Source organism: Bifidobacterium sp. LH_416 (genome assembly GCF_056357055.1).
The window spans coordinates 282,073-301,771 of record NZ_JBKEVJ010000003.1 but is presented as its reverse complement, the minus strand read 5'-3'; the positions used below and the strand labels follow the sequence as shown (position 1 = coordinate 301,771).

Here is a 19,699-nt window from a genome sequence, read left to right as displayed (position 1 = left end):
CTGGGTGCGGTAGAGGGAGGCATCAGCAGCACAATGACTGGTTTGATTAGCGCCATGCAAGGCTTCTGCGTGATCGGCATCGTTATCTTCGTAGGCTATGTGGCGGCACGCATGCGCATTGGCGGACCTTCCGCGCAAATGGTGCTGAACCGTTTCTCGTTCTTTGTTTCCAGCCCATGCCTGATGTTCGCGATTCTCTCCAAGGAACCGATTTTCGACATTTTCCACCCGTCGATTATCGTGGCGTTCTTGTCGGCAATGCTGGTGGGTGTGGTGTTCCTGGTGCTGAACCGCATGTTCTTCCATTTGAAGGCCCCGGATGCCACGATTGGCGCGCTGAATTCGCTGTATTTGAACTCCAATAACATCGGCCTGCCAGTGGCCACGTACATTCTGGGCAATGGCGCATTGGTCGCCCCAATTCTGGTGATGCAGCAGGCACTGTTCACGCCGATTGGTCTGACTGTGCTGGATGTAACGACCAAGGGCAAGGTTTCGGTTAAGGAAATCGCTAAGCAGCCATTGCATCAGCCTCTGCTGATTGGCTCGCTGCTGGGCATTGTGGTTTCTGCACTGAGCGCTAAGCTCGGCTGGTTCCCGGTACCGAACTTTATTTACGATCCGATCAATATGATCGGCGAATCTGCAGTGCCAATGATTTTGATGGCATTCGGTATGTCGCTGCACGGTACCAAGCCGCTGCAGAAGAAGGGTGATATTCCGGCTATCTTTACTGTGGCTGTGCTGAAGAATATTGTGATGCCGATTATCGCTTTCCTGCTCGCGTACTTCATGATGGGCTTCCGCGGGCCGGAACTGTACGCTTGCGTGGTATTGGCTGCACTGCCAACCGGCCAGAATGTGTACAATTACGCGGCCCGATACAATGTGGGTCTTACTTTTGCGCGCGACGGCATTCTGTTCAGTACGATGACCAGCCCAGTGTTTATTGCGATTATCGCGTTCCTACTGAGCTAAACACGGTATTCCCGCAGCGAATCCAATATCAGATACTCGGCGTCTGACGGCAACGGCGTGCGCGCGCAGGCGTTCACACCAATGGCATGCGCTCCTGCTGCGAGCGCAGCGGTGATGCCGGTAACTGAATCCTCGAACACCAAGCAATCGCAAGCTGGCACTCCGGCAAGTTCGGCACCGCGCAAGTATGGCGCAGGGTCGGGTTTGTGCGGAATATCATCATCTCCGCTGACCACACCGGCAAAGGCACCTTGTGATGCTGCGGATACCACGCGAGCGGCTAGAGATAGCGGCGAACCAGTGACCAGCACTGAGGGGATGCCGAGGGTATGGAACGCGGTCAAAACATCCCATGCACCTGGCGCCCACGGCACGGTTTCGCCATACATTTCGGTGACGTCGGCAACCAGAGTATTGATGATTGCGGCTGCGTCAAGCTTCACACCGGCCTCTTGCAGCACTTTCGCGCACACCGGCAAAGGCGCAGCGGTCATGGTCAGGCTCAGTTCCTCGCTCCATGGCACGCCATGCCGCTCGGCACAATGCTGTTCTGCTGCCACCCACAATGGATCGGAATCAACCAGCGTGCCGTCCAAATCCCAGAGCACGGCCCGAATATCACGGTTATGATTCATGATCACCCTCCCCTCCACTGTGATTACAGCACAGCATGACGGCTCCCCTGTCAAGGGGAGCCGTGCGAATGTACATCAATCAGTTTTGGCGCAGTACCGCTTGATATACCGGCTGCAACGTAACGGATTCCAAACCAGCTTGCTGCTGATCAATGTTTTCCATGCGGGCGGCCATCGCGGACTCCACATTGACGTTGGCGCCTTCCTTGATGGGCGTAATGGTCAGCACCAGTTGATTGCGATGATCCGCAATCAACTGCATGTATTCCTTAAGACCGATCTCCCACACGTCACCGTTGCAGAAGTTGTCGTCCACCAAGGTATTGCCGCACCACAGCCAGCCGATATCACCCGAGTAGCGCACGCGCAAACGCATATCGGCAACACCGTCAGCGGTCAGCAAATCATCGGGCAGATCGATAACATATCGCGTGTCAGACAGCTTCTGCACACGTGGATTATCGACAGTTGCTTCATACTGCGCCTGTTGTTCGGCCAAGAATCCGGCAGGATAGGACGTTACTGCAACGTGCGGTTCGGTGGATTCCACGATGATTCGCCCGCCCAGTTCGTATACGGCCACACCATTATTGGCAATGCTCGGATGATTGGCATCCTGTGTAACCGGCTCGCCGGCAAATACCACAGCAGTACCGCCCGAGACTACGGTCATCGTATCGGCTTGAGCTCGGCTCAGGCACACAATATCCACCGCACTACCATCATCGCCAGTAATCGAGAAGGATTCCATTGCCGATTCGGCAGGCACGTGGTGCACAGTACCGTCTGCGAATCGGAACCAGCAATCATCCATACCATCAGGCTTAAGGAAGACGAATGTGCGCCTGCCTGCTCCAGAAGGAGCGATGACGGTAACCGGCTGTGCAGTGGCCGCGAGCAGCGTGACGCCATCAAGATCCATGTTGAACGGAAGGATGCAGTTCTCGCCTTCCGCCAAGCCGATACCGTCGAATTGCACGGTTTCGCCAGAAGCCAGGGTGATGGCAATGGTTTCGCCATGTTTGGCCGGCATGGTGGCATGGTCCTGGAAATTGTTGAGGAATACGAAGCCATGCTCCCCGTCGGTACGCACGCACCAGCGCAAGGTGCCCATATCGGTAGGCGCAATGGATTCCTGCCCCTCCGGCACAACCACGCCAAGCGGGCATAGCCGGTCAGCAAAAGTTGTTGCGAAGTAGTGCACAGCTTTCATGCGGCGATATGATTCACGCGTCTGGCCGAATTCGCCGAGCGCCGCCTGGAAATCATAGGAGATTTTCGGCAGCTGACTTTCGTTCAAATAGATGCCGTCGCCGATGGGATTCGAACCGCCTTGGAACATGTAATAGCCCAGGAAATTGCAGCCGGATGCCATTTTGATATTGCTCATGGCATCCACGGATTTCATGGGAAGCACGAAGCGATAGTTGTAGGAGCTGAACATACCGCCGCCCATCTCACAGCAGGCATACGGCTTGGTTTCCGGCTCGTAGGTCGGCGCGAATTCCTCGCCGCGCGGACAATCATTGGCATGGAAGTTGCGGTACACATATTCATCGGTGACCGGATGCTCACCAGGGCCGGCGTAGAACAACCATGGACGGTATGCGTAGCCGCCCCACAGCGGTAGCACATCGTCAGGGACTGGTGAGCCGCCCCAACCGGTGTTGGTATAGAACGGCACCGAAATGCCTTCCTCTTCGGCGATGCGGCGCAACGCGTGCACATAGGCAAACCCATCGTGGCCACCCGGCACCCATTCATTGGTAATGCCGGTGGTCATCTCCCATGGCGATGAGGAATGCATGTATTCGTTGTCCAGCTGGGCGGCAACAATCGGCCCACCGTCCTTGAAATACAGGCCATCCAGTTGAGCCGCAATGTGGGCGTATAGATCACGAACTTTGTCCAAGAATCCGGGATCCACCGAGCGCACTTCGTATGGTTTGCCATACATCCAATCCGGAATGCCGCCGTTGCGTACTTCGCCGTGATCGAATGGACCTAAGCGCACGATGACTTTGAGCCCATGCTTGGCACACAGCCTGATGAAACGGCGGATATTGCGCCGACCTGTAAAGTTCCATTGATTCTCATGCTCTTCATGGTGATTCCAGAACACATACGTGGCAATAACATTCACGCCGCCGGCCACCATTTTGGCAAGCTGCTCGTCCCAGCGCGAGGGGTCCATGCGAGAGTAATGGAATTCGCCGCAAACGCCGTAGAATGGCTTGCCGCCGAAGGTCATGTAGTAGTTGGTGAAGTCCACGGCGGTGCCGTCCGGCGCCACACCCCAATCATTGCGGGTGATGGGAAATGGCGTAATGGCCTTTGGTTTGAAACCTGTCAGGTCAAGAGTGTGGTTCATGGTAAGTACCTTTCACAACAGAGTGATGTGCCATAGGATGTACGCGGTGCGCATCGTAAGGATTCGGAAATCCAAAAATCCAGAGGGTCAGCCCTTTACCGAGCCAGCCACCAGACCGGCAACAATCCACTTCTGGCAGAAGATGAAGAACAGGAATACAGGGATGAGTGCAATGGTGGTGATGGTCATAAACAGTGGCCAGTTTGTACTGAACTGCCCCATAGCGTTGAACACCTGCAGCACAAGCGTCTGCTTTTCCGTTGAGGAAATGTAGATGTTCGGGGTCATGAAGTCGTTCCAGGTCCACATGGTTTCGAACACCACCACGGTGATGAGAATCGGACGAATCAGAGGCAGAACAATCTGCCAGAAGATGCGGAATGGACCCGCACCATCCAATCGAGCCGCCTCGAACAGTTCTGCGGGAAGCCCGCGCATATATTGCACGATAAGGAAGTAGCAGAACGTTGCTCCAGCCAAGTACAGCACAATCAGACCGAGCAGCGTGTCCACCAAACCGAACTGAGCCTCCAGCTTGTACTGCGGAATCAGCAACGTTTGGCCGGGAATCACGAACGACAGCATCAGGAAAGCACCAATGCCAGCCGTCAGCTTGCTGCGCTTTTGCACCATACCGTAGGCGGCGAGCGCGCCAATGATAACCATGAAGAACACGCCCACCACGGTGACAATCAGCGTATTGATCGTGGCTTGCACCACGGGAAGGTTCTCCAACGCGTAGGCGTAATTGTCCAGCGTAAAGTGCGTGGGCAGTCCGAACGGGTCAGCGGCCATTTCACCGGAGTTTTTAAAGGTGTTGACGACCACCACGTACAACGGCACTGCACAAATCAGGGCGATGGCGATAACCACCACCGAACGAATCGCAGACCGGATGCGTTCCCGCTGGCTGAGGGAGAGCCCATGCCCGGTGCCAGCAGCGCCAGTAGCGGAATCAATTGAGGACGTGTGCTGCGTTGTCATGACAGCCTCTTTTCAATCAGCGAAGTGACGATTTGCTGCAGTGCCACGAGAATCACGCAGCACAGGAAGAACATCACGCCAAGCGCGGAGCCGACACCATAACGGCCTGAGCCGATGCCAGTGACGATGATGGATTGCGTAACGGTGTAGGTGGCATTGCCGGGACCTCCGGTGGTGAGAGTGAATGGCAAATCGTAGACCTTCAGACCACCGGTTAGGAGCATGAAGATGGAGACGCCCATCGCTGGCACCATCTGCGGCAAGGTGATGTGCACGAATTGCTGGGTGCGGGATGCGCCGTCCACTGAAGCCTGCTCGTACAGGTCAGCGGGAATGGCTTGCAAATAGGCCAGATATAGGGTGGCGTGCCAACCCACCTGAGCCCATACTGCGATGAAGATCACGCAGAACTTGGCAAGCGTGGGATCGGAAAGCCACGGTACTGGACTGACGCCGATTTTGCTCAACAGGGTGTTGACTGCGCCGGTACCGAGCGGCGAGAAAATGTATTGCCAGACCAAGCCCAGCACTGCCATCGATGGCACTGAAAAGAAGAAGAACAACGATCGCGCGAAGTTACGCCCGAAGAACTTCCGGTTCAGAGTTACCGCCAGCGGCAATGCAATGACCGTGATCAGTACTGTGGTGGCAACCGTGTAGAGCAGGGTGAATCCGAGTCCTGCAAGCAGGGTCTGATCTTGGAAGATCGCTTGGTAGTTGGCGATCCCGACGAACTTGGCGTTGGCGAAATCGTAGCCGTCATAGTCGGTGAGGCTGAACACGATGCTCTGCAGGAATGGGATGAGCACGATGCCGATATACACGGCGAGCAGCGGCAGCAGGAATTTCACGGAGGTCAGGTTCTCCATGAGATTGCGATGCTTGCGATCTTTGGCGTGAATGGTTTCGAAATCCCGATTGAGGCTGGAGGCCCGAACCGGGGCCGCTTCCGCCGCAGTGCGAGCGGAGGCGGTAACGATTGCGGTTGCTTGCGACATGTCATTCACCTTCAGGACAGCGTCTTCAGCTTGGCGTCCAAGTTGGCGGTTGCCTGGGCCGGGGTGATGGAACCAAGCGCCACCTGCTGAAGCTGGGCGAAGGTTTCAGCGCGTAGTGCACTGCGGCCGCTGGTGGGCCAGCCGAGCGTGTTGAGATACACATTGCCGGTCTTCAGATAGAGGTCGTATGGCTCGGTGAAGGTCTCATCAATGTCAGGCGTGTAGTTTTTGGTGGCCGGAATCAGACCAATGTTGTCTTGAATCAGCTTCAAACCTTCTTCGGAAGACAGGAAGTCCAGGAACGATTCGGCGGCTTCAAGCTTCTTGCCGTCGATTTTGGCGTTGATGGCGTAACCGGAGTCTGCGGAACCAGGCGCGAATGGCGTATCACCCTTATGTAACATGGGCATCCTGCCGAATGCGAAATTGATGCCAGCATCCTTGAACGTGTTCACATCCCAGTATCCGGAAGGCATAACGGCCAAACGGCCAGCTGCGAATTCGGAGCGGACCTGATCATCCGCAAGACCGGTGACTTCCGAACCCATCACACCTGCGTCGAACAGTTTGGCCCATTCCTTGTAATACTTGGTGTAGCTCTTGGCGAACGTGGAGTCGCCGTCTCCGATCTGCGGGTCGATGCTCTTGGACTGTTTGGAAGAGTCATAACCAATCCAGCCTTCTACCAGCGCGCCAAGTCCAGCCTTGGGTTCCAAGTAGGGCTTGTCTACGCCAGCATCCTTAAGCGCCTTAAGCATGTCGATGAATTCATCCCAGGTTTCGGGAATGGAATCGTAGCCGGCTTTGGCCAGCAGATCCTTGTTGTATGCGTAGGCGTTGGTCCATGCAGTGACGGACATGCTGTAGACCTTGCCGTCGATGGTGGATTGCGCTTTGTTCGTATCGCCGACGCGATCCATGAATGGTTCGTCAGTAAGGTCCTTGGCCACACCGTTCTTCACCAGATCGTTCAGCTGTTCCGGCGGAGCTACATAGACGTCAGCAAGCTGTCCGCCAGAAATGCGCGTCTGCAATGTCTGCTGGTAGCCGGCCTGTGCACCGTTGGTCGTGCTGAACTTTACCGTGATATCCGGGTTTGCTTTCTCAAATGCGTCGATAATTGGCTGATAGACGTCCTGCGTATTGTTGGCGAAGAACGATAGCTCAGTCTTTCCGGACGCGCTGCTGGATCCGCAGGCTGTGAGCGATGCAATCATGGCAATTGCGGCACCGGCGCCGATAATGGTTTGCCACGTATGTTTCATGATAATTCCTTTCATCAGGGCATGCTTGCGCCAAGCCTGCTGTATAGGAGACTGCGCAAATCACGCTAAAGGTGGTATGCAAAGCGACTATCGAACTGCTTCGTTCTTATCGCCGCTTTGTTTTTATTGATTTCATACTATTGCGCTATTTGCTTGATTTATCGGCATAAATTGCGCGCAAGTATGAAATTATTGCTATTGATTATGTGAGATTGTTGAGGTGCACTATGCCTTATGCAACGCGATAAGTCGAGCTACATTTTCAGCAGCACGAGCCAAATTTGCATATCCATCGGCGAGCGCTTCTTCCAAAGGTATTGCTCCTGGAACAATGCCGAATATCGCATCAATGCCAAGGTCATAGAGCTGACTGATGTCATCGCCTATATATCCAGCAAGAGCGATAACGCCGATATTCGGATTTCCCTGGCGTACAGCTTGCGCTACGCCTACAGGCGTTTTGCCGTACTGTGTTTGTGAGTCGATACCGCCTTCACCAGTAATGCAGTAGTCGGCGTTCATGGCTCGCTTCGCCAGTTGCACGGTTTGTGCCACAATCTTGACTCCGGATTGCATGCTGGCATGAGCGAATGCCAGGAGCCCTGCACCTAGGCCGCCAGCAGCACCGGCGCCCGAAACTGTGGCCACATCATAGCCGAGCTGGTTTTTGATTACAGCGGCATAATGGGCCAAGTTGGCGTCCAGTTGGCTGACCATCGTCGGCGTGGCACCTTTTTGAGGACCGAATACCGCGGATGCGCCTTGAGGACCGGTCAGCGGGTTGCGCACATCGGATGCAATAAGGATTTCCGAAGCCGCAAGGCGCGAATCGAGTCCGGAGACGTCGATGGTATGTAATCGGTCGAGCCCACCGCCGCCTCGCGAAATCGGGCGTCCTTGGATATCCAGGAAGCGCACGCCTAGCGCTTCGGCCATGCCGGCACCGCCATCATTAGTAGCCGAACCACCAATGCCGATGATGATGCGGCGAGCACCGTCATCGAGGGCCGCGCGAATGAGCTGTCCGGTACCGTATGTGGTGGCGATAAGCGGATTTTCCGTTGCGTCATCCACGAATCCGATACCTGAAGCAGCAGCCATTTCAATGACTGCGGTGTTTACTGTGTTTGCCATGCTTGCATCGTGTGCGGTGCGTGCAGCATTCGCAGCGTCACTTGCATCGCTTTCGCCCAATATGCCGTAGGCAGCGGATACCGGCCTTTGCAACGGGTCGAGCACTGTGGCGTAACGCAACGAACCGCCAGTAGCGTCCACCAGCGATTGCACGGTGCCTTCGCCACCGTCTGCCATTGGTACCAGTTCATATTCAGCGTCGGGGAATACCGCAGCGCATCCGGCGCGTATGGCTTCGGCTGCTTCGCGTGCGCTCATGCAGTTCTTGAACGAATCAGGAGCGATCACGAACTTCATTGCAGCACCTCCCACATCATGTCGTGCGAATTCTCTGTATGTCCATTGTTGGTGGACAGTTTCAGTATGACCGATTATGCATGGTACAGACAACCATTGTTAGGCCATAAAAAACGCAAAATATGCGAATTTGTATAGTACAGGTAACATGTATTCAACGTTGATGTGTTCTCTTATAGAATCCGGCAAAGGAGCTCCAAGATGGAAATCGACCCGCATATCGCCTCGACCATCGTGGAAAATATCAAAGGCGCAATCAGCCATGACATCAATTTTTTCGATACGAATGGCCATATCATCGCCAGCACTGATTCCTCACGCATCGACACCGATCATGCAGCAGCTCGCCTAGCCGCGCGCACGCGCCAAAGCGTGGCAGTAGACGCCGAACACCCATTTGCCGGAGCAAGAGACGGCATCAATGTGCCGGTAATGCACGGCGACTCGGTAATCGCCGTCATCGGTATCACTGGCAATCGAGCCGAGGTGGAACCGTTTGGCAATGTCATTAAGAAAATGACTGAGATTCTGGTGCGTGAAAATCTGGAGCAGGTGTCTCGGTTCGATAAGCGTATGATGGCCGCAAACCTGACGAATCTGCTCATCGCACCGCAGCCGGATACCGGCTTAATCGGGTATGTGACGGACACGTTGAACGTAGATCTTGCCATACCGCGCGTGGTAGCTGTAGGCAGACTGCACATTCCACACGACCAGCGCAATGATGCAATCAATCAAGTCGGCACCACACAGGATGGCACGTACGACATGATCGATCGCATTATGGCCAACCAGTCACAGAGCCTGTATTCGATTTACGGCGGCGAGTTTCGCATGATTCTTACCACCGATAATGCAACTCCTATGCAATGGGATGTGCTTGACCAGATCTCACAAGAGGTTTCCAACACCACCGGTTATCCACTGGTGTTCGGCATTAGTGAGCCGGTGCATGCTATTGCCGATTATCGCGAAGCGTATCTGCAGGCACGCAGTGCCGAATTATGGCTGGCTTACCTGCATCAGCAGCACACTTCGACCAATAGTAGAGATACAGCTCAGCCGGCCACCAGCTCTGTGAGGTATCCGCGCGCGCTGAATTATGACGATTCCGAATTAGGTATGGCCTTGTGCGCAATACGCGATGATATTGCCGAACGATTCTCGAATCGTATACTGAACGGTCTTACCGAAGAGGAAAAAGATGAGGCGGCGTTGTTGTTCGATGTCTATACACGGCACAACGGCAGCATCGGGCATACGGCGGAAGAACTGTTTCTGCATAAGAACACTGTGCAGAATCGACTCAATAAAATAGCGCGTGCCACCGGGTACAATCCGCGGAACTTACACGATTACACCTTGCTAGCGTTGGCTTTTGCACTGCGGCGTTTGCTGGATTTTTGGTGGACCACTCCGTAACGGAAGTGCGCTGGCTCCTGTCCGAGAAGAACGGGAGCCAGCGCGGGAGAGAATCACACCAGGTGACGGTTCATCACCTCATCGGCGAAAAGATTCGCTTGGATATGGCTTGGATCGGCGCTTAACGCTTCGGTCAGGAAACGTTCTGCTTCTTCGCGTTCACCACGCCCGATGTTTGCCAGTCCCATCAGGTATTCGCAGTGCACACGGTTCATCTTCGTGTAGTCGTTCTCGAAGATGAGGAAGTCTGGCAGACTCACGGCAAAGTAGTCGATCTTAGCCTGATCGTCGAGGTGCTGCTCACCATAATCCAGCAGGCGGTAGAAGCGGGCGTTGGCAGGGCCTGCCTCACCGAGCGCCTTGTGGGCCAAGCCTTGGAAGAGAATCATTTCGGCAGGCTGATCGTTGTAATACATGGCCCCCTTAACCTCATCCGGACCAATGGTGGCTTGACGGAATTCGGCTCGAGCCGCCTCCTCGTCGCCAAGATTGCGCTCAGCAACGCCAAGGTAGTAGTGGATGTCGTTGTCCTTCTGACCTTCGAGCTTGCCTTCGCCAAGATTGTGCGGGTATGCAAGGGTTTTCGTGAGCAAATCCTTGGCTTTGACCCAATCGCCTGCAGCCATGGCATCCTTGGCGAGCAGGGTCAGCGCGATGCGATACTGGCAGGTGATTTTGCCTTCGCCGCCCTCCCACGGGTGGAATCGACGCTGGCTCATGAGTTCGTATGCCTTGGCGTAGTGACCGGTCAGATTGAGCACGGTCAGATATTCGATAAATAGGTCGTCGCGCTTGGCCACCACATTGAGATGCTTTTCGAATTCCGTAAGACGCTGAGCATACGTCCAGCCGATTTTGCGATGCAGCTGATCGGTTTCGAGGAATACGCGGGCATCGGATTCGTCAAGCGCATAGGCCTGCTCGATTTCTGCCTTGGCAGCCGCAGCATCGCCTCGCTTGTTGTAATAGGCGAGCGCCAAATTGCGGTGAGCGGTCGGGAAGCTTGGGTCGAGGTCGCGGGACTGTTCCCACAGGTTGATGGCCTGCTCGGCCTGGACCTTGTCGTAATACAGACAGCCGAGATAGTAGGAGGCTTTGGCACCGTTGACCACCGTAATGGCTTCTTCAAGCGGAGCGATATCCTCCAACTTGTTCGGGAAGCAGTAGTCGGAAGGAGCAGTCTCCGCAGCCTCAAACGCCGTGCGCGCCTCCGCCTTACGACCAAGCTGGGCAAGATAGTAGCCCTCGTAATACTTAACCATTGGCTTTGACTGGTCAGCCTGCTCAAGCAACTGGAGCGCCTCATCGTATGCACCGAACAGGGCGTAATCGCGGGCCGCCTGCAGATAGTTCTCGAAGAAGCCTCGCATCACACGTTCCAGTTCAGCTGGCTCGCCGCCGGCAAGCACACGCTCGTTGCCTGAGACGAAATCGAACTCGTCGATTTTGAGATTGTCTTCCAACGCTGCGGCAGCGTCGGATGCGCGTCCAAGTTTGCGGAGCACGACTGCTTTCAAGCCGCGAGCCTTGATGTTCATCGTATTGCGGGTCAGCGCGTTGTTCACATATTCCAGCGCGTCTGCAAAGTCGCCTCGCCGGGCGGCGATGGCAGCCATGTAGAAGAAGGCACGCTCCTTCTGCGTATCATCCCAAGTGGCTTTGAAGAAAACATCGAATGCCTTATCAAACTTGCCTTGGTAGAACAGAGCCAGGCCGAGATTGTAATGCGGTTCAGAATCGTACGGCTGAGTGTTGTGCTTGGTCAGGCGCTTGATTGCCGTACGGAAGTGGTGTTCCGCTTGAGCAAATGCGCCTCGACGCAACAGTAGACGACCATATGCGTTATTGATGCGCGCATCTTCCGGGTCTCGCTTCAGCCCTTCGAGATAGTACGGGTCAGGCATGTACGTGGCGTGGCGGTATTGTTCCAAATGCAGACCAGCGAGCAGCAGCTCCTCATTGGTCAGGATGTCCTCTGGCTCATCGGCTGCCTTGGCCGGCTCGGGCAGTTTCTCAATCTTCTTCGGCTGCGGAGTGTAATCAATGAGCACCGTTCCATCTGCGGCAGTTACGGTGGCGGTGATATCCGTTGCTGCGGCACCTTCGGTCTCAAACTCAGCCTTGACGATGTCGTTCGGGCTGAGCATGCCGGTATAGGAATACAGTGTCTTGCCGCTCGTAGTGGTTACGGTCACGCGAGCGTTCTCGTACACACTTGTTGCGTATACGGTTACGCGCCCCTGGCCTGCGGTTAGACCCTGCGCTTCGATGCCCTCTACTTCACCAGCTGCGCCGAACGTATCCTCAGGACCGATTTCCAGGTTCACGGCGGCTTTGATTGAAGCATTCTTGACTTGTCCCACGGCCTTGTACGGCATGAAATACTGCGTGAAGGTCTTGCCTTCATACGGCTTCAACCAAGTGAAATCAGGCTGATTGTCGGTAAAGACACCGGTCATCAGTTCAACGTACGGGCCGTTGGCGTCGGTCAGGTTGCGGTCCCATGCGCGGCCAAAGTCGCCGTTGCCCCATGTCCACTGTTTCTTGCCGGGGGAAACATGATGGTCGGCCACATGCAGAATGCCTGCGCCGACGCCGAAATCGTAACCGCCGACGAAGTTGTAGTCGGAATGCGCGGCCATATAGCTGGTCGGCACCGGCACGTTCTTATAGCGACCGATATCCACGCCACGTGAGTAATCATGCTTGTAATAGGTGCCAGTGGCAATCGGATAGCGGGAAACATCGCGCTTACCGTGATCCATCACAGCAATCACATCCGGCGGCATCACCGTTTTCGTGTGCTCATTGACCGGAACCGCAGGATTGGCCCACCACAGGAACGTTTGCGGTAACGCGGTGCCGTTGTACAGCTGCGCAGTAATTTCGATGTAGGCCTTTCCCGGATGCAGAGCGATTGTAGTGACCACTTGAGTGCCGTACATCTGGTCGGTGTCATGGCAGAGCACAGCCTTGCCGCCGTCTTCAAGATCCTTGATGTCATAGTCAACCGGCAGGTAGGTGGTCGGGCGATGATGCTGCGGCCAATTGAATTCAATACCACCGGAAATCCACGGGCCAGTCAGCCCTACAAGCGCCGGCTTGATAACATCGTTGCGGTAGACGAAGTCATAATTATTGGTTTTATCCTTGGCGTACTGAATACGGCCGCCCAGCTCGGGCAGCACAGTGATTTCGAGGTATTCGTTCTCGATAATCACGGCCTTGTAGGCCTTGTCGTGTTTGGTATCACTGATGGTTTCGACGACCGGATACGGGTAAACGCGGCCCGAGCTTCCTTGATACACGCGCTTTTCGATGAATTGCGGGTTCTTATCCGCAACCCCAATCTCATACGTGGGAATGGTGATGACAGTGTCTCGAATGGTAACGGACATGATTGCTCCACTTCGTTGTAGTGTTATCGATTTGGTCCTTGTCAATCCACAATCTATTGATTGATTGCCTTCAGTCTATGGCCAGAAATATCGTGAACATCTAGAGTAATTGTTCATTGATATGAAATAATTGCTATCTATAAAGTGCAGGTACAGCGCAAGGAGGCGTCAATGAAACCGGCGGAACATGGCATTACCAATGAGGGCTCTGAGTTCTATATCTACACACCCAGCAAAACAGCATTGCGCACGTTCCTGCACCCGCTGCGCGCGGGGCTCTTCCATTACCAAGCCGGCTATCGGCAGGAACGCAGCGCGTTCGACAGCTTCCTGATTATGGCGATTCGTTCCGGCTCGTTCGACGTGGTATCGAAGTTCGGGGAAAGCCCGCAGCATGCATCCAGCGGTGATTTCGTGCTGCTCGACTGTTACGCTCACCATTCCTACAGCACGAGCGAGGAAAGCGAAGTGCTGTGGCTGCACTTCGACGGGCCCACCGCGCGCGCCTATTACGAACTGATTCACGACAGGTTGGGCACAGTCTTTTCATTACGCGAGCCAGGATATGCGATTACACAACTGACCAAAATCTACGAGACCTTCCATATGGCAGCTCGCATTTCGGAACCACTGATGGCCAAGTACATCACGGATATCCTCACCGAATTTGCTCTTGGAGCCGACGATGCGGCGTCGGATCCGGTAGCTCCGACATCCGGCTTAGCCACATCCTCAGGAGGCGGAACATCAGCGTTATCTGCTCGGCGAGGGCCGCATGCCATTGAAAGCGTGCTGGCGTATATCGCCAATCATCTGAGCGAACCTCTGACCGTGGGCGAATTGGCTGGCTTAGTGTATATGAGCGAATATCACTTTATTCGCGTCTTCAAGAAGGAAACCGGATACACGCCATACGCCTATGTACTGGATGCGCGTATGCATGCTGCCAAATATCGACTGATCAACTCGGATATTTCACTACGGCAGCTGTGCGAGGAGTGCGGTTTTACTGATACCAGTTCATTCTGCGCTGCCTTCAAACGCAAAAATGGCGTCTCCCCCATGGAATTCCGCAAACAGAGCGAGATTCGGCAATGACCTTACGCAATGTGGATAGCTTCGCCAGCTAGAACCACATAGGTCGTTTCAGCCGGACGTGCATACTTCTCATACAGTATGTTCAAGGAACTACGACCACATACCCGAGCAAAGGAGCTCGAATGACTATCGCAACAGTCTCTCTAATCAGCAGTCTTTTTTCAGCTGTGGCACAATCCACACCCAACTAATTACACTTGTCATGTAGTAACATATGTAATTAAATCACAATTAAGTACATATAAGGTGGTGATTGATATGGATATCAAGGAACGCGCGGAAGCGTTGCGGGAAATCGCCACGCCTGGGTCTCGTATTGGACTGACTGAATTATCTCGCTCGAACGCATGGCGCAAAGCACTGGCCGAACGCGGACTCCTTGAGATTGTCGATCGCACTGATACCGCCGGATATCTGGTATCTGTGGATTCCCTGAACGAAATGCTCGATGCCATTAATGCACTGGAATCCGAAGTCGAACGATTCACTATGCAACAGTTGTTCATCGCTCGCGGAGATAAAGAACAGTGGAAAACTGGCTCTGACCTCTCTCAGTCCGCGCAGGAGAGCCTTGCACGGCGCAAGGAAAAGGTTCGAGCATTCCTTGATGGCGGTGAATGATGGCTGTCAGCAATGCCTTATTAGAGCAGGCCATAGCCATCATTGCATCGGTTCGCGGATTGCATATGGATCCAGATACTCTCGCGGATGATGTCATTCTGCTGGCTTACGTTTGGCCCGACGAAGACGAGTTCAAACTCGCAGTCACCAGCGTTCATCGAGCTATGACGCAACTTGTGGAGGGTATTGCAGAAGGGAGCGAACTGAAATATGACTTCGCCGGATGGCATTCCTTACACTTCCAGCACCTCCGAGGCCAACATTCCCGAGCTGATATGCGAATCGTGTATCAACGTGTGGCTGACGGAATCCGCGTAAAAGGTTTCGGTAACCGTCATTTGCCTTCTGATATATACCAACGACTAGCTCAGCTGTAGCAGCCAACTAGCCGGTTGCGACCAACTCCCCGGCTACAGAGAATACAGTGAGAATCACTGCCGAACGGCTGCGGCCAGTTCCTCTAGTCGGGCAGCGAAGCGCGGCCAATCAGTTTTCATGGCAGTCAAGAGCTTGCGGTTGGGTACATCGTCAATCGGAACCCAGCAGATCTCCATGCTTTCGTCATCGTTGGCCTTGGGCTCAACCTGGTGACCGGGTTTTTCGAATGCGAATACCGTGGTGTACGCCCAATTGCCGTGATCCTCACGGTAGGAGCCGACCACCTCGATATCCTCAGGCGTGATATTCGCTTCCTCGTAGCTTTCGCGTAGGGCACCTTCAATCGGCGACTCGCCATCCGCAGTGGCGCCGCCCGGAATGCCCCATGTGCCGCCTTCCGCACTCCACGCCGCGCGATGCTGCATCACCACATGCGTCACCTTGCCGCTGGCCGGATCACGCCGAGCCAGCAAAATGCCGGAAGCTCCATTAGTGCCCCAATGTTTGCGACCGCAGGCGCAGTCCACCCAACCATCACCAGGCTGATGCACATTCTCCACAGGCGGTAAATTATCCTTTCCGGCCATGGCAATGCCAGCAGCATCCGCGGATTCAGGCGCGATTTCACCACGCTGCACATTCCACAAATCTGTCCATTCCACGCCAAGTTCGGCTGCCAGCTTGCGCAGCAGCGGCAGGCTGATGCCGATAATGCCGTGCGGATCGCCCTCGATACCGTCGATGAACGCGCCGCCGAAACCTTCCAAAGTAAAGGAACCCGCTACTTCCAACGGCTCGCGCGTGGCAATGTAGCGCTCAATATCCTTATCTGAAAAATCACCGAAATGCACTGTGGCTCGGCTCGCACCACGAGCCACACGGCCAGTGGCAAAGTCAATAATGCAGTGACCAGTCCACAGTTCGCCACTATTGCCGCGCATTTTACGTAGGCGTTCGCGGGCGACCTCTGCGCTGTGCGGTTTGCCGTAGCATTCGCCATCCATGAGGAACATCGAATCACAGCCGATGATCAGCGGGCCTACCGTGGCGCGCGTCAATCCAGGCTGGAAAGCAATCACATTGGAAATTGGTTCGGTCACGGTCGGCATATCGACACCGGAGAAATCGCGCGTTGTGGCAATGCGGTCTGAAGAATAATCGATGGATGCGCCTGGTTTGATATTCGCCTTGGCATCCTCAGCCTGAACTTCAGCAGCTCGCAGGGGGTATGCAATGACTCGATTACCGGTTGCTGCAGCAGCCGTGTCAGCCACGTTGCGATAGGCGCGGTGCACAACCTGAGCCTTGGCTTCGGCCAGAATCATTACCCGCTGCTCGACGGTCAACTCATCCACGCTGATTCCAGCAGCCTGTGCAGCAGTCTCAAGCGCGGCCGGCTCATCCACGTGCGAGACACGAATCGTGGGGCAAATGCCGGCTGCATACAGCACATCGCGGCGCGGCTTGGACTGGGATGCAAGAATCAGCGGAATAGACATGTTGAGCCTTCTATTGGCTTAGCGGCGTTCGATTTCGACGCCGGCGGTATTGATGGGCAGGTGCAGCACGCGCCAATGGCCAGAGGCGAGCTGCGTAGCGGCCACCTGATCGATGGCTTCACGGGCGTTGCCGTAGTGCAGCACCAGTACGCATGGGCCAGCGCCGGAAACAGCGGCGGCATAGCCCTTGGCGCGGAAGGTAGCAATCAGATCAGCGGATGGCGGCATCAGTGGCGAACGATACGGCTGATGCAGCTTATCTTGCGTGGCAGTAAACAGCAACGCGTTAGCCTGAGCGGCTGCGGTAGCAAATGCGGCCGGAGTTACTTGCGCAGCCCCTGCATTGCCAGCAAGTGCGTCAGCACCGCCTTGTGATGCAGCTTGGGCGAGCACAACCGGGTTCATTGCGGCAGGCAGCAGGCCCACGCGAGACACGTTGTACACAGCGTCCTTGTACGGCAATTCCTTAGGCAGTGCCTGACGAGCCTTTTCCGTAGACAGCTCATAATCCGGCACAAACACGGCTGCGGTGATGGCTGGATCCACCGGATAGTTCACGGTATGGAAGCCGCCATGCAGCGGTTCGCCACCCGGAATGGCTACCGAGCCCACGCCTTCAGCGGTTTCAAAATCCCAGGAAACAGTCAAGCCGCCGAATACTGCCGGAGCAACGTTATCCGGGTGGCCTTCAATCTGTGCCGCCATGTCGAAAATGGCTGGGCGATTCAGGTCACCGGGCTGCGCAAAGGCTGCGGCCGCAGCAATACCAGCCACAATGGCTTCTGCGGAGGAACCCATGCCGCGCGCCTGCGGAATGTTGTTGGTCGCCTCGAGCGTGAAGCCCAAACGGCCGAGACCAAAGGTGGCGCAAGCACGGCGGAAAGTGGAAACCACCAAGTGGGTTTCATCGCGTGGCAGCGTATCTTCGCCTTCACCGTGAATGAACACGTGGGCCACACCGTCGGTGGGGTCCGGATTCAGTGTGAAGGTGAGCTCGTCATGGTAGTCGAGTGCCAAGCCCACGGTGTCGAAGCCGGAACCAAGGTTGGCGGATGTGGCCGGCACGCGCACGCGCACCTGAGTACAAATTGGATTCATGGTTGTTCCTCGTTTTTGGCTCCCTCCGACGAGGGAACTGGCTCGCGTAAGCGAGACTGAGGGAGAAACCATAACTTCTCTCCCCCAGTCGGCCTTGCCGACAGCCCCCTCATCAGAGGGGGCCATAGTTAATCAGTCCAGAACGCGCAGGATGGACGGTTCACCTGTTACGAAGTCGAGCGACTGCACAGCCTTAACGGTTGCGCGCAGCGTCTCTTCATCGGTGGCGTGGGTCACAATACGCAGCTGCTGAATCTCACCGTCATAGCCCGGAGCCTTCAGCGACGGCTTCAGATCCTGGTTCACACCGTTGATAGACACGCCATTCTTAGCGAACTCGGCAGCGATGGCAGCCAGTACGCCCGGCTTATCGTGAATCAGGAATCGCACGGCGAACGCAGCCTTGGAAGCGTTAATCGGAGCCTTGGGCAGGTTCTTGTACAGCGGAATGGATGGACCAGTGCAGCCGGCTGCAATATGGCGCGCCTCGGTCACCACGTCGCCCACTACTGCGGAAGCAGTCGGAGCGCCGCCGGCGCCGCGGCCGTAGAACATCAGATCATCAGCGGCCTCAGCCTTAACGAACACAGCGTTGAAGGAACCGTGCACGGAAGCCAGCGGATGGGTTTCAGGAATCAGAGCCGGGTAAACGCGAGCGGAAACACCAGCCTCACCGTTTTCGACCACGGCCAGCAGCTTAATGACCTTGCCTTCAGCGGTTGCTGCGGCAATATCATCGGCAGTGATCTTGGTGATGCCTTCAACGGACACATCATCGATGGTCACGGACGTGTGGAAGCCGAGAGTCGCCATGATGGCAGCCTTGTTGGCAGCGTCGTAACCCTCGATGTCGCCAGTTGGGTCGGCCTCGGCGTAGCCCTTGGCCTGAGCATCCTTCAACACATCATCGAACTGGAGACCCTTGGTGGTCATCTCGTCCAGGATGTAGTTGGTGGTGCCGTTGACGATGCCGAGCATGCTGGTCACCTTGTCGCCCACAAGCGATTCGCGCAACGGGCGCAGGAATGGAATCGCACCGCCCACAGCAGCCTCGAAGTAGATGTCAACGCCCTTGGCTTCAGCGGCAGCGTAGATTTCCGGACCGTACTTGGCCAGCAGAGCCTTGTTTGCGGTCACCACAGAAGCGCCGGATTCGATGGCAGCAAGCACGAACTTGCGGGCCACGGTAGTGCCACCGATGAGCTCGATCACGATGTCCGAGTTGGTGGCCACGCTCATGGTGTCCGTGGTGACAATGGACTGATCGATCCATGGGAACTTTTCGGTTTCCTTCGGATCGAGGCAGGCCACACCGGTCAGCTCGATTGGACGACCGATACGAGCGGACAGCTCGTCCTTCTGCTCAACAATCAGACGAGCGGTCTGAGAGCCGACCGTGCCGGCACCCAGCAATCCCACACGAATCGGGGTTTCGTTCAGTTCTGCCACTTCAATTCCTTCCCAACAAGCATCGTTATTCCAAGGCCATTGTACGAATTACTTCCTACACCGGCCGGTGAGCG

General features: G+C 55.4%; 15 protein-coding genes. 5 read left to right on the top strand and 10 right to left on the bottom strand.

Annotated elements, in window-relative coordinates; all coding sequences use genetic code 11:
• The first annotated feature begins 33 nt into the window (after positions 1-33).
• The gene (locus AC1AY0_RS08240) at positions 34-978 is read left to right on the top strand and encodes an AEC family transporter (protein ID WP_476524654.1); all 945 of its coding nucleotides are present in this window, start codon (positions 34-36) and stop codon (positions 976-978) included.
• Here AC1AY0_RS08240 and AC1AY0_RS08235 read toward each other — a convergent pair.
• The 6 genes from AC1AY0_RS08235 to AC1AY0_RS08210 form a co-directional block, all read right to left on the bottom strand.
• Positions 975-1,613: an HAD family hydrolase gene (locus tag AC1AY0_RS08235; protein ID WP_476524652.1), complete on the bottom strand. Its 639-nt coding sequence runs from the start codon at positions 1,611-1,613 to the stop codon at positions 975-977. The genes AC1AY0_RS08240 and AC1AY0_RS08235 overlap by 4 nt on opposite strands.
• Positions 1,614-1,692: 79 nt before the next feature.
• Positions 1,693-3,984, bottom strand: coding sequence for a beta-galactosidase (locus tag AC1AY0_RS08230; RefSeq protein ID WP_476524650.1), 2,292 nt, complete (start codon positions 3,982-3,984; stop codon positions 1,693-1,695).
• Positions 3,985-4,071: 87 nt separating this feature from the next.
• Complete coding sequence (locus tag AC1AY0_RS08225) at positions 4,072-4,968, bottom strand: carbohydrate ABC transporter permease (protein WP_476524648.1); 897 nt, start codon at positions 4,966-4,968, stop codon at positions 4,072-4,074.
• Positions 4,965-5,966 carry a carbohydrate ABC transporter permease gene (locus AC1AY0_RS08220; RefSeq protein WP_476524647.1) on the bottom strand — a complete coding sequence of 334 codons (1,002 nt, stop codon included), beginning with the start codon at positions 5,964-5,966 and terminating at the stop codon, positions 4,965-4,967. The genes AC1AY0_RS08225 and AC1AY0_RS08220 overlap by 4 nt, the downstream gene beginning before the upstream one ends.
• 11 nt (positions 5,967-5,977) lie before the next feature.
• Positions 5,978-7,231, bottom strand: a complete 1,254-nt coding sequence (locus AC1AY0_RS08215) for an ABC transporter substrate-binding protein (protein WP_476526181.1) — start codon at positions 7,229-7,231, stop codon at positions 5,978-5,980.
• Between the two features lie 225 nt (positions 7,232-7,456).
• Positions 7,457-8,662 carry a glycerate kinase family protein gene (locus AC1AY0_RS08210; protein ID WP_476524643.1) on the bottom strand — a complete coding sequence of 402 codons (1,206 nt, stop codon included), beginning with the start codon at positions 8,660-8,662 and terminating at the stop codon, positions 7,457-7,459.
• A 201-nt stretch (positions 8,663-8,863) separates the two neighbouring features.
• On the opposite strand from AC1AY0_RS08210, the gene AC1AY0_RS08205 reads away from it, so the two are divergent.
• Positions 8,864-10,084 carry a CdaR family transcriptional regulator gene (locus AC1AY0_RS08205; protein WP_476524641.1) on the top strand — a complete coding sequence of 407 codons (1,221 nt, stop codon included), beginning with the start codon at positions 8,864-8,866 and terminating at the stop codon, positions 10,082-10,084.
• Between the two features lie 53 nt (positions 10,085-10,137).
• Here AC1AY0_RS08205 and AC1AY0_RS08200 read toward each other — a convergent pair whose 3' ends face one another.
• A complete protein-coding gene (locus AC1AY0_RS08200) occupies positions 10,138-13,482 on the bottom strand; it encodes a DUF5107 domain-containing protein (protein ID WP_476524640.1) in 3,345 nt (1,114 codons plus the stop codon).
• A 171-nt stretch (positions 13,483-13,653) separates the two neighbouring features.
• On the opposite strand from AC1AY0_RS08200, the gene AC1AY0_RS08195 reads away from it, so the two are divergent.
• The 3 genes from AC1AY0_RS08195 (at position 13,654) to AC1AY0_RS08185 (ending at position 15,578) form a co-directional block, all read left to right on the top strand.
• On the top strand, positions 13,654-14,580 hold the full coding sequence (locus tag AC1AY0_RS08195) for a helix-turn-helix domain-containing protein (protein WP_476524639.1): 927 nt from the start codon (positions 13,654-13,656) through the stop codon (positions 14,578-14,580).
• 258 nt (positions 14,581-14,838) lie between these two features.
• Positions 14,839-15,201 carry a hypothetical protein gene (locus AC1AY0_RS08190; protein ID WP_476526179.1) on the top strand — a complete coding sequence of 121 codons (363 nt, stop codon included), beginning with the start codon at positions 14,839-14,841 and terminating at the stop codon, positions 15,199-15,201.
• Positions 15,198-15,578: a hypothetical protein gene (locus AC1AY0_RS08185; protein WP_476524635.1), complete on the top strand. Its 381-nt coding sequence runs from the start codon at positions 15,198-15,200 to the stop codon at positions 15,576-15,578. Before AC1AY0_RS08190 ends, AC1AY0_RS08185 begins: the two co-directional genes overlap by 4 nt.
• A gap of 54 nt (positions 15,579-15,632) precedes the next feature.
• Here AC1AY0_RS08185 and AC1AY0_RS08180 read toward each other — a convergent pair whose 3' ends face one another.
• The 3 genes from AC1AY0_RS08180 to AC1AY0_RS08170 all read right to left on the bottom strand — a co-directional run bounded on the left by AC1AY0_RS08180 (position 15,633) and on the right by AC1AY0_RS08170 (position 19,625).
• Positions 15,633-17,078, bottom strand: coding sequence for a Maf family protein (locus AC1AY0_RS08180; protein WP_476524634.1), 1,446 nt, complete (start codon positions 17,076-17,078; stop codon positions 15,633-15,635).
• An 18-nt stretch (positions 17,079-17,096) separates the two neighbouring features.
• A complete protein-coding gene (locus AC1AY0_RS08175; RefSeq protein WP_476524632.1) occupies positions 17,097-18,176 on the bottom strand; it encodes a homoserine kinase in 1,080 nt (359 codons plus the stop codon).
• Between the two features lie 132 nt (positions 18,177-18,308).
• On the bottom strand, positions 18,309-19,625 hold the full coding sequence (locus tag AC1AY0_RS08170) for a homoserine dehydrogenase (protein ID WP_476524630.1): 1,317 nt from the start codon (positions 19,623-19,625) through the stop codon (positions 18,309-18,311).
• Positions 19,626-19,699: the final 74 nt, after the last annotated feature.